This is a genomic window from Gemmatimonadales bacterium, assembly GCA_030697825.1.
Lineage (GTDB): Bacteria > Gemmatimonadota > Gemmatimonadetes > Gemmatimonadales > JACORV01 > JACORV01.
Genome location: JAUYOW010000157.1, coordinates 1 through 10793 on the forward strand (window position 1 = coordinate 1; position 10793 = coordinate 10793).

Sequence of the window (10793 nt, forward strand, 5' to 3'; positions counted from 1 at the left end):
CCTCAAGAGCCTGCCGAAGGGTACGCGCGAGGGGAGCGTTCTCCGGGTCCCTGACGAGAACGGCACGCTGCAGTGGAGCGAGGCCGAGCTCGATGAACTGGAGCGGCGGCGTCGCCTCGGAGAGGCGCGGCGGAACCTAGACGAGCTCAAGAAGCGGGACCCCGGCGGCGACCTGACGCTGTGACCGCCCCGCGCCTCTCGCTCGCAATCCCCCGAACCGCTGATCAGCCCGCCTTGTGGCACGCCGCGGCGGGCCCGGGCCCCAGCACCCGCGACAGGGGCCTGACACTTCGGCATTCCTCATCCTTCGCCGGATGCTGACACCGCGGATGGAACGGACACCCCGACGGCGGGTTGACAGAAGATGGCGGCTCGCCCGCGAGCACGATGCGCGCGCGCCGGGTCTTGGGATCGGTCACCGGCACCGCCGAGAGCAGGGCCTGCGTATACGGGTGCTTCGGCCGCGCGTAGATCGCTTCGGCCGGCCCCTCCTCGACGATACGCCCCAGGTACATGACCGCCACCCTCGGCGCGATGTGGCGCACCACGGCGAGGTCGTGCGAGATGAAGAGGTAGGATAGCCCGCGGCGCGCCTGAAGGTCGGCGAGGAGGTTGAGAACCTGCGCCTGGACCGAAACGTCGAGCGCGCTCACCGGCTCGTCGCACACGATGAACTCGGGCTCCACAGCCAGCGCCCGGGCGATGCCCGCGCGCTGGCGCTGCCCGCCGGAGAACTCGTGCGGATAGCGGCCTACCGCGTCCGCCGGAAGACCGACTTCGTCGAGCAACTGGAGGACGCGCCGGTCGGCCTCCGCTCCCTCCGCCAGCCGGTGCACCTCGATGCCTTCGCGCACCGCGCGCCCGATCGTCATCCTGGGATTGAGCGACGAGTAGGGGTCCTGGAAGATGATCTGCATGCGCCGCCGCATCGCGCGCATCGGCGCGGGCTCGAGCGCGAGGACGTCCTGCCCGTCGAAGCGCACCGCGCCACTCGTCGGTTCGAGCAGCCGCAGGATCGCGCGCGCCAGCGTGGTCTTGCCGCAGCCGGATTCCCCCACCAGGCCGAGCGTCTCTCCCCGGGCCACGACAAGTGACACGCCATTCACCGCCTGGACGATCTCCTTGCGCGTGCCGAAAAGCCCGGCTCGGCGCCTGAAGTGCGTCACGAGGTCGGCGACGTCCAGGAGCGGCGGACTGCTCACTGATCACCACGGTGCGGCGGTGCGTCCGTGCGTCGGTGCGTCTTTCTTCCCGGCTCCGCGATCAGCCAGCACCTCGACCGGTGACCCGGTCCCGCGTCCAGCAAGGGCGGCATCTCCGTCCGGCACTTCTCCCACGCGTACGGGCACCGCGGATGGAACCGGCAGCCCGCGGGCCAGCTCGTCGCCGGCGGCACCTGGCCCGGGATGGCCGCGAGCCGCTCGCGCTTCTCGTCCAGCTTCGGCACCGCCGCCATCAGCCCCTCGGTGTACGGGTGCGCCGGCCGCGCGAACAGCTCCTCCGTCGGCGCCTCCTCCACTATCTGGCCGGCGTACATCACGTACACGCGCCGCGTCGTCTCGGCCACGATGCCGAGGTTGTGGGTGATCAGCAGCACCGCCATACCGAGGCGCGCCTGGAGCCCGGCGAGCAGCTCGAGGATCTCGGCCTGGATCGTGACGTCCAGCGCGGTCGTCGGCTCGTCGGCGATGAGCAGCTTGGGCCGGCAGACCAGCGCCATCGCGATAAGCACCCGCTGGCACATCCCGCCGGAGAGCTGGTGTGCGTAGTGGCGCGCGCGCTCCTCCGGGTCGGGAATGCCCACCAGCTTCAGCATCTCGACCGCGCGCGCCCACGCGTCCTTCCGCTTCACGTTCTCGTGCGTCCGCACCACTTCGGCGATCTGTTCGCCGATCGGGAGCACCGGGTTGAGCGCGCTCATCGGCTCCTGGAAGATCAGCGCGACGTGGTTGCCGCGGACGTGGCGCATCTCCTTCATCGGGAGCGCGAGGAGGTCGCGACCTTCGAGCCGCACGCTGCTCCCGTGAGCGACGTGGCCGTCGGGCTCGACCAGGCGCAGTACCGCGAGCGACGCCACGCTCTTGCCGCACCCCGATTCTCCGACCAGGCCGACCGTCTCGCCCGCGTCGATCACCACGTCGATGCCGTCCACCGCCCGCGCGACCCCGCCCTCGACGTGGAACGTCACCCGGAGGTCCCTGAGCTCGAGCAGGGGCGGAGCGTCGGAACGGCGGGGCGGCGGAGCGGCGCTCACCGCGCCAGCCTCGGGTCCAACGCGTCGCGCAGGCCGTCGCCCACCAGGTTGAACGCCACCACCGTCAGCACCAGCGCGACCCCCGGGGCGACCGCCACCCACGGGGCAGTGAAAAGGAGGTGTCGGCCGTCGAGGATCATGTTCCCCCAGGTCGGCGTCGGCAGCCGCACTCCGAGGCCCAGGTACGAGAGCCCGGCCTCGAGCAGGATGATGTTGCCGATGTCCAGCGTCGCGCTGACGATGATGGTAGCGGCCACGTGGGGCAAGAGGTGGCGCGCGATGCCGCGGCGCCCCGCGCCGAGAGCCGTCGCCGCGAGCACGAAGTCGGCGGTGCGGAGGCTGCGCACGTGGGCGCGCACCAGGCGGCTCGTCTCGAACCAACCCGTGGCCGCGATGAGGAGGATCACCACGCCGACGGGCACGCCCTCCCACAGCGCGAACACGGCCAGGAGGAGGAAGATGCGGGGCAGGGCGAGCGCGATGTCCACACCGCGCATGAGCAGGCGGTCGAGCCACGGCCGCGCCAGGCCCGCGACGAGGCCTACGCTCCCGCCGATGAGGACCGCGAGCAGCGCCGCGCCCAGCCCGACGGCCAGGGAGACGCGGGCGCCGAAGATCACGCGGCTCAGCACGTCGCGGCTGAAAGCGTCGGTGCCGAGGAGGTAGTGGGTGTTGGGCGCCAGCTGCTGGAGAAGTACCGGGTCCGGCTGCGCGTTCGGGTCGAACGGCGCGAGCAGCGGAGCGAGGAGCGCCGCGAGGACGACGGCCGCCGACACGCCGAGCCCGAGCACGGCGGCGCGGTTGCCGCGGAAACGCCGCCAGGCGATGTGCCACGGACTCCGCGCCGGAGAATCAGCCACGGCGCCTCCCCACGCACCACTCGCCACGCCCCGGCTCATGCGTCGAGCCGTTCGCGCGGGTCGGTCACGGCTACGGCGAGATCCGCAAGCAGATTGGCGAGCGCGACGAGTATCCCCGCCACGATCGCGGCGGCGGTGATGACGTTGTAGTCACGCGCGAAGATCGCCTCGAAGGTCACGCGCCCCATCCCGGGCCACCCGAAGACGCTCTCGACCAGCACCGAGCCGGTGAGTAGCGCGGGCACCGAGAGCCCTGCGAGCGTGATGACGGGAGCGAGGGCGTTTCGCAGGGCGTGCTTCAGCAGCACCTGGCTCTCGGCGATCCCTTTGGCGCGCGCGGTGCGCACGAACGGACTGCCGAGTGCGTCCACCAGGGCGCTGCGCTGAAAGCGCGCGATCCATGCGGCGTTGACGAGTCCCAGTGTGGTGGCCGGCAGGACCAGGTGGCGGAGCACGTCGAGCGCGCGCCGGGCCGGGGAGAGGAACTCGTGCACCACCGGATCGGTCATCCCGCTCACCGGTAGCCAGCGCAGCCACTGGCCAAAGACGAGCAGGAGCACGAGGCCGAGCCAGAAGGACGGCGTCGAGTACGCGGCGAGCGAGGCGACCGAGAGGGCGCCGTCCACGAAGGTACCGCGGCGCGCCGCCTGGAGCGTGCCGGTGGCGAGGCCGATGAGGAAGCTCAGGGCGAGCGCGGCGCCGCCTAGCAGCAGCGTGTTGGGCAGTGCATCGCGCAGCACGTGACCCGCTGGCCGACGCCTAACGAACGACTCACCCAGCTCGCCGCGCGCCAGGTTCCCGAGGTAGAGTGCGTACTGGACGGGTAGCGGCCGGTCGAGGCCGAAGGCGGCGCGCTGCCGCGCGATCGTGGCGGGGTCGGCCCGGAGCCGTTCGGCGTCGCCCAGCATCGGCTCACCGGGCGCGAGATGGACGACGGTGAACGTGATGGTGACGACGGCAAGAGTTGTTAGGGCGGCTAGCGCGAGGCGGCGGGCGAGGAAACCGAGCAAGCGCTAGTTGACCGCCGCGCCGATCCGGTCGCGCGGCAGGCGCCGGTCCGGCGCGATCCTCCACGCAGCCACGGTGGCGAGCCAGCTGTCCGGGCGAATGGAGACGTTCTCGAGGCGCCTATGCAGGGCGGCGTGGTTGCGCGGCGCGTAGACGAAAACGCCGGCTGCGTCGTCGTTCAGGCGTTCGAGCGCCTGCCGCCAGAGAGGCGCGGCCGCCGCGCGCGACGGCGCGGCGATGGCGGCGGTCACGATCGAATCGAACGCGGGGCTCGCGTACCCACCCACGTTGTCGCGGCCGATGGACGCGGTGGACCAGAACTGCAGCAGGCTGGCGGGACTCGGGTCGAGGGTGCGCGAGAAGAAGCTCACGTCGAAGTCGCCGCTCGCGGTGCGGCGCTCGAAGAGATTGAACTCGAGCGGCTGGATCCGCAGGTCCACGCCGAGGGCCTTCAGCTGTGCCTGCATGAGGACGGACGCCTGCTGCCGGATGCGGCTGGTCGTCGGCACCAGCAGGGTGAAGCGCAGCGGCGAACCGTTCTTCAGGCGCACGCCCGCGCCGCTCGCGTATCGCCAGCCGCGGTCGTCGAGGATGCGCTTCGCCTGGAGCGTGTCGAAGCCCAGCTGGCGAACGTCGTTGCTGGCGATCCACTGCTCGCGGCTCGTGGCGCCCACCGGAACCTCGCCGTAGGGCCCGAAGATCGAGCGGACGATCGTCTCGCGGTCCACCGCCATCGCGATCGCGCGCCTGAGCTCGCGGTCGGCGAAGAGGCGGCCGGGGCGGAGGTTGAACACGAGCCCCGCCACGAACGGTGACGGATACGCCAGCAGGCGCAGGTCCGGGGCCTGAAGTGCCCGCTCGATCTCGTCGCGCTGCGGGATGACCTCGATCGCGTCGGCCTCCCCCGCGATGAGAGCGCTCACCGCCGCGGACACGTCGGGCATGACGCGGAAGACGATCCGGTCGAGACGCGGCCGGCCGAAGAACGAGCCCGGGTCGGCGGCGAGCACGATCTCCGTTCCCGCCTCCCAACGCACGAAACGGAAAGGCCCGACGCCGACCGGTCGCCGGCCGAACGCCGAGGAGCCGAGTCGGGCGCGCGGGATCGAGTCGAGCAGGTGCTTCGGCACGATGCGCATGTGATACGTGGCGTCGTAGAGCTGCTCGGGGTAGGCGTGACGGAACCGGAAGACGACGGTCAGCGAGTCGTCCTTCGTGACCGATGCGATCCCCGCAAGGTTCGGGAGGAACGGCGCGCCGACCAGCGAGTCGGTGTAGACCTGGTACGTGAACACGATGTCGTCCGCGGTGACGGGCGGGCCGTCCTGCCAGCGCGCGCGCGGGTCGAGGTGGAAGACGATGGTGGTCGAGTCGCGGTGCTCCCAGCGCCGCGCCAGCGACGGGGCGAAGCCGGAGTCGTCCACGGTGTTGAGCGCGAGGCCGATCTCGGCCAGCCGGGGGAAGATCCGGTCCGAGATGTTGAGGCTCAGGAGCGAACTGGTTACCGGCGGGAGGAGAACGTCCGCGTCACCGGGCAGGGCGACGACGAGGGTGCCGCCCGCCGAGGCGGTGGAGGTCGTCTCGGAGCCTCGGGCGCACGCGGAGAGCGCGAGCGCCGCGGCAAGCAGTCGGCGTGAAGGCACGGACCGCAAATCTAGGTGTCGCTCCTAGCGGCGCCAGGTCCAGCCGGCGTCGGCGAAGCGGGCGCACCAGCGCTCGGCGCGGGCGCGGACGGCGGAGGCGGGGGTTCCCGGTTCGCGCGGCGCGCCCCAGCGCGCGGCCGCGGCCTCCACGACCGCGGCGCTCACCGCGTCCCACGTGGCGCGTCTCGGGTACACCAGCTCCGCCAGCCCGGTGGCCGTGGGAGCATCCGCGTCGCCGACGATCAGCGACGCCACGACGTCCTGATCGGCCGAGAGCAGGATCGAGCCGTGCTGGAGGAAAGCGCCGTCGCCCCGGACCTGCGCGCTGCCCACCACCTTGCCCCCGCCGGCCGCCATCACCTCTCCGCCGGCGGCGCTGGCGAAGCACGCGCCCGCGCCCACCCCGGCCGGGGGCCGGTCGGCGGCGAGCGTCACCGGCGCACCGAGCGACGTCAGTGCTTCGGCTAACATCGCGTGGATCGCCAGGTAGGTGTCGCGCAGACAGCCGAACGCCGCGGCCGGAGCTGCGACGCTGTACGTCACCTCACGGTGATGCCACACGGCGCGCCCGCCCGTGGGCCGCCGAACCACGGGCAGGCCCTGACGCTCGATCGCGGCACGGTCGTACCTACGCGTCGCCGGCTCGTTGCGCCCGAACGAGAGAGTGGGCGGGTCCCAAGCATAAAGGCGGAGCGTGCAGAGTCCGTCTCCCTCGGCTGCCTCCAGCAGCGCCTGGTCGAACGCCATGTTCCAGACGCCGGAGGCGGGGGGATCGAGGAGAAGGAGCCAGGTCACGGCCGGGAGCCGGCTCGCCTCACTCTACCACTGTCCTGCCCTGCTCCCGCATGAACTGCTGCACGTAGTACATGCTGCCCGCCGACTTCCCCGAGGAGCCGGACCCCTTCCAGCCGCCGAAGGGCTGGTGACCCGGCCACGCGCCCGTCGTCGCGCCCTGAGGGCGGTTGGCGTAACAGACCCCCGCTTCGATGTGCTCGAAGAACCACTGCGCTTCCTTCTTGCTGCCGTAGAACCCCGCGGTCAGGCCGTAGTCCACGTCGTTGGCGCGCCGCATCGCCTCGTCGAGCGAGTCCACCTCGGCGATCATCGCGACCGGCAGGAACATCTCGTGTTTCCAGAGCCGGTGGCTCTCCGGCGCTTCGGCCAGGGTCGGGGCGCAAAACGAGCCCTTCGCCATGTCGCCGTCCGTGAGCCGCTTCCCGCCGAACAGGATACGACCCGACCGGCGCAGCTCTTCCACGTACCCCTCGTACTCCTTCGCCGCACCATCGTTGATCACCGGGCCGAGGTAGTTCTCGAGTTCCGTCGGGTCGCCGATCTTCGTCTGCTCGAGCAGAACGAGCAGCTTCCTGGTAAACGCTTCCTTGGCCGGCTTCTCCACGAAGATCCGTGAGGCGGCGGAACACTTCTGGCCCTGGAGGCCGAACGCGGAACGGAAGACCCCGAGTGCCGCACGGTCGAGGTTCGCGCGCTTCGAGACGATCACCGGGTTCTTGCCGCCCATCTCGGCGATGCACGGGCGCGGGTGGGCGCCAGCGGCGAAGTGCCGGTAGATGCGCATCCCGACGTCGTATGATCCGGTGAAGGTGATGCCGTCGACGCCTGGGTTGCTCATCAACTCCTGCCCGCAGGTGCTGCCGGGACCGGTCACGAAGTTGAAGACGCCCTGCGGCAGCCCGGCGTCCAGGAAGCAGCGCGCCAGCAGGTAACCCGTCCACGGCGTGTCGGTCGCCGGCTTGAAGACCACGGTGTTGCCGGCGACGAGCGCACCGCCCGACGGGCCGCCGGCCAGCGCGACCGGGAAGTTGAACGGCGAGATCACGGCCCACACGCCGTAGGGCCTGAGGACGCTCAGGTTCCGCGCCTTGTAGCCCTTGAGCGGATCGCTGCGCAACGGCTTCTCGAAGCCGTTGTTCTTCTCTACCTGGTCGCAGTAGTACTCGATCAGGTCGGCCGTCTCCTGCACGTCGGCCAGAGCCTCCATGCGGTTCTTCCCGACCTCGAGCGCGTCGATCGCAGCGAAGTCGTACACGCGCCTGGTGATGAGCCCGGTGGCCTTGCGCAGCAGTCGCACCCGCTCCTGCCACCTCAGCCTGCTCCACGCGGGGAAGGCGGCGCGCGCGGCGGCGATCGCGTCCTTCGCGTCCTGGGCGGTCCCTTTCTGGAAGGTGCCCAGCAGCCACGAGTTGTCTATCGGGCTCCGGTCCTCGAACTTCTCGGCCGCGAGGCGTTCCCTGCCCCCGACGAGCATCGGGTACTCGCGCCCGAGGTCGCTCTTCACGCGGGCGAGCGCCTTCTCGAAGTTGCGGTGCAGCCCCAGCGGCGGATCGAACATCGTGGCGTAGGTGAGGCGGAAGCCGGGCAACTTCTTCTTCTTCGACTTGAGAGGCACGCGAATGCTCCGGTGGGTTGGTTGTAGGTGGGTCAAGACTAGCTAGCCTTCCGCCCGCTTTCCAGGGGACGGCACTCTGGCCGGCTGGCTCGTCGCTCGCGTCCCGATCGGTCCGTGCAGTCGCAGTCGGACCGCGTGCGCGCCGAGCTGACACGGCTGGAAAGCGGCCGCTAGACTGCCTTATTGCGTCCGTAATACCTTTCATGTAATATATATGCCATGAAGCGGACGACGGTGTTCCTGGACGAGGCCCTACTCAAGCGGCTCAAGCAGGTGAGTCGCGCCGAGGGCAAGAGCTTCGCAGCCGTGGTGCGGGAGGCGGTGGCGGCGTACCTGGTCGCGCAGCCGGCCTCGGGACCTCGTCCCTTGCCGAGCTGGGTTGGGATGGGAGACAGCGGGCGCTCGGACATCTCGACGCACCTGGACGACTTCCTCTGGACTGATCCGCACGAGTGACCGTCCTCGCGGATACGGGTGCGCTGTTCGCGCTCGCGGATCGTCGCGACTCCTGGCACGGGCGAATGCGTCAGTGGTTGCTGCAGAATCGCGAGCCCATCCTCGTCCCGGTCACCGTGCTCTCGGAAGCGGCCTACCTGATCGGGACCCGCCTGGGCTCGGCGGTCGAGGAGTCGTTGGTGCGCACGCTCGCGGCGGGCGAACCACCGGTGGAGTCGATCGAAGCCGAGGATCTCTCTCGCGCAGCGGACCTGATCGCCGGCTACGCGGACCTGCCGCTCGGCTTCGTTGATGCCTCCATCGTGGCGCTCGCCGAGCGGCTGGACATCGGATCGATCGTGACCACCGACCGTCGCCACTTCGGCGTCGTGAGACCGGCGCACGTCGAGCGGCTCAGGCTACTGCCGTAGCTGGTGGAAAGGGACGAAGACCTCAGCTGAGGTACGATTCGCCCGGCTGCAGGATGACGACCTCCGCCCGCGTCCCGACCGACTTCCTGAACTCTTCCGGATCGGCCGCGACCACGGGGAACGTCCCGTAGTGCATGGGGATCGCGACCTTCGGCTGTACGAACTCGACCGCCCGTGCTGCATCCTCGATCCCCATCGTGTAGTTGTCGCCGATGCAAAGGAGCATCACGTCCACGCGTCCCGCGAGGAGCTGCATCTCCATCGTGAGCGCGGTGTCACCGGTGTGGTAGATGCGCGTGCCGCCCATCGTCACCACGAACCCGCAGGGCCAGGTCGCGAACTTCGACCCGTCGGTGCCCTCGACCTGCCCGCCGTGGATGGCGGGAACCAGCTTCACCCGGCCGAACGGGAAGTCGTGCGCGCCACCGATGTGCATCGGGTGGACGCGGGGCGCGCCCTGCTCGGAGAGGAAGACCGCCAGCTCGTACGGCGCGACGACCGTCGCGTCGTGCATCTTGGCCAGCGGCACCGCGTCGCCAACATGGTCGCCGTGGCCGTGGGTGACCAGGATGCCGTCCACCTTCGGCAGCTGCGCGGCGTCGATGTCGGCTTTCGGGTTTCCGGTGAAAAAGGGGTCGATGACGACGCGCTTTCCCTCGTGTTCGAGGAGGAAGCAGGCGTGGCCGTGCCAGGTGACAGTGGGCATCGTGGCCGGGACAATGCTCCAAGGCCCGGGGCGATGCAAGGGAGCCGCTCTGGCGCGCTTGGAATCCGAGCCGTAGTGTAGCCTATCCGTGATGCCCTTCTTGAGCAGAGAACTCCTGAACCTCAGGAACGGGACGGCGCGTTGCTTGAGCGACAGACGCGGAGCCGCGACTTCAGTCGCGGGTCTCGTATGGGCTGCGCTGCTCGCGCTCGGTGCCGCCGAGCCTGCGCTCGCCCAGTGCCCCGACGGCACCCCGCCGCCGTGCGCCGGCGCGACTCCCCGCGTTTCGGCCGCCGTGACGATCGATCCCAACCGGGTCGCCGTCCTGCCGTTCCGCATCACCACCGCCGATTCGCTCCTTGGCGAGGGTTTCGCCGAGCTGTTGTCAGCCGAGTTCACGGGCCAGGGCGGGCCCCGCGCGCTCGATATGGCGAGCGTGCTGAGCGCGTGGCGTCGGGCGGGAGGCGGGTTGCGCACGCCGATCGCGCAGCCGGCGGCGCTGCGCGTCGCGCAGGGACTTGGCGCGGGGCTGCTCGCGCAGGGGAGTATCGTCGGGCTGGGATCGCGCATCACCGTGACGGCGACGCTCGTTAGCGTGCCCGGCGGTGCGGAGCGCGCGCGCGCGGGACCGGTGACCGGTCCGGCCGACAGTCTCGACGCGCTGCTGCGACGTGCGGCCATCGGCCTGCTCGCCGCGGTCGGCGGCCAGTCGAGGCCCGACGATCGGGTCCGGTTCACGGAATCCCCCGCGGCGATGCGGGCCTACCTGGAAGGGCTCGCGGCGTGGCGGCGGGGCCGGCTCGCCGATGCCGCGGAGTCGTTCGATCGAGCGATCGCGGAAGATTCCGCGTTTGCGCAGGCGCTGTTCCGCCGCTACCTCGCCAGCGGCTGGGGAGTACCCGGCAGCGCACCGTATGAGAGACTCACCTGGGAGCGGCGGGCCCGGCTCTCCCCGCAGGAGCGCACGGTGCTCGAGGCCGTCCTCGGCTCACAGTATCCGCGCGCACGGCTGGCGGAGGAACGCCTGTCGGACCGGCAGCGGGCCG

The 10793-nt window shown here is 70.6% G+C and carries 12 protein-coding genes; 4 read left to right on the plus strand and 8 right to left on the minus strand.

Annotated elements, in window-relative coordinates:
- Nucleotides 1–184: hypothetical protein (locus Q8Q85_08705; protein MDP3774333.1), on the plus strand; the 184-nt coding region annotated here is incomplete at its 5' end.
- 40 nt (nucleotides 185–224) lie between these two features.
- Here Q8Q85_08705 and Q8Q85_08710 read toward each other — a convergent pair.
- The 7 genes from Q8Q85_08710 to Q8Q85_08740 are packed head-to-tail and all read right to left on the minus strand — an operon-like array spanning nucleotide 225 to nucleotide 8175.
- Nucleotides 225–1202 (minus strand): ABC transporter ATP-binding protein, encoded by a 978-nt coding sequence (locus tag Q8Q85_08710; protein ID MDP3774334.1) that lies wholly within the window; start codon nucleotides 1200–1202, stop codon nucleotides 225–227.
- Nucleotides 1199–2254 carry an ABC transporter ATP-binding protein gene (locus Q8Q85_08715; GenBank protein ID MDP3774335.1) on the minus strand — a complete coding sequence of 352 codons (1056 nt, stop codon included), beginning with the start codon at nucleotides 2252–2254 and terminating at the stop codon, nucleotides 1199–1201. The genes Q8Q85_08710 and Q8Q85_08715 overlap by 4 nt, the downstream gene beginning before the upstream one ends.
- The gene (locus Q8Q85_08720) at nucleotides 2251–3114 is read right to left on the minus strand and encodes an ABC transporter permease (protein MDP3774336.1); all 864 of its coding nucleotides are present in this window, start codon (nucleotides 3112–3114) and stop codon (nucleotides 2251–2253) included. The genes Q8Q85_08715 and Q8Q85_08720 overlap by 4 nt, the downstream gene beginning before the upstream one ends.
- 35 nt (nucleotides 3115–3149) lie before the next feature.
- The gene (locus Q8Q85_08725; protein MDP3774337.1) at nucleotides 3150–4124 is read right to left on the minus strand and encodes an ABC transporter permease; all 975 of its coding nucleotides are present in this window, start codon (nucleotides 4122–4124) and stop codon (nucleotides 3150–3152) included.
- Nucleotides 4125–4127: 3 nt separating this feature from the next.
- Nucleotides 4128–5765: a peptide ABC transporter substrate-binding protein gene (locus Q8Q85_08730; protein ID MDP3774338.1), complete on the minus strand. Its 1638-nt coding sequence runs from the start codon at nucleotides 5763–5765 to the stop codon at nucleotides 4128–4130.
- A gap of 24 nt (nucleotides 5766–5789) precedes the next feature.
- On the minus strand, nucleotides 5790–6560 hold the full coding sequence (locus Q8Q85_08735) for a hypothetical protein (protein ID MDP3774339.1): 771 nt from the start codon (nucleotides 6558–6560) through the stop codon (nucleotides 5790–5792).
- A 19-nt stretch (nucleotides 6561–6579) separates the two neighbouring features.
- Nucleotides 6580–8175, minus strand: coding sequence for an aldehyde dehydrogenase family protein (locus Q8Q85_08740; protein ID MDP3774340.1), 1596 nt, complete (start codon nucleotides 8173–8175; stop codon nucleotides 6580–6582).
- A gap of 219 nt (nucleotides 8176–8394) precedes the next feature.
- On the opposite strand from Q8Q85_08740, the gene Q8Q85_08745 reads away from it, so the two are divergent.
- Both Q8Q85_08745 and Q8Q85_08750 read left to right on the plus strand, forming a co-directional pair.
- Complete coding sequence (locus tag Q8Q85_08745) at nucleotides 8395–8631, plus strand: CopG family transcriptional regulator (protein ID MDP3774341.1); 237 nt, start codon at nucleotides 8395–8397, stop codon at nucleotides 8629–8631.
- Complete coding sequence (locus Q8Q85_08750; protein MDP3774342.1) at nucleotides 8628–9041, plus strand: PIN domain-containing protein; 414 nt, start codon at nucleotides 8628–8630, stop codon at nucleotides 9039–9041. The genes Q8Q85_08745 and Q8Q85_08750 overlap by 4 nt, the downstream gene beginning before the upstream one ends.
- Nucleotides 9042–9063: 22 nt before the next feature.
- Here the strand turns inward: Q8Q85_08750 and Q8Q85_08755 are convergent, their stop codons facing one another.
- Complete coding sequence (locus Q8Q85_08755) at nucleotides 9064–9747, minus strand: metal-dependent hydrolase (protein MDP3774343.1); 684 nt, start codon at nucleotides 9745–9747, stop codon at nucleotides 9064–9066.
- A gap of 145 nt (nucleotides 9748–9892) precedes the next feature.
- Here Q8Q85_08755 and Q8Q85_08760 point away from each other — a divergent pair.
- Nucleotides 9893–10793, plus strand: a 901-nt coding sequence (locus Q8Q85_08760) for a hypothetical protein (protein ID MDP3774344.1), incomplete at its 3' end; no start/stop codon positions are given.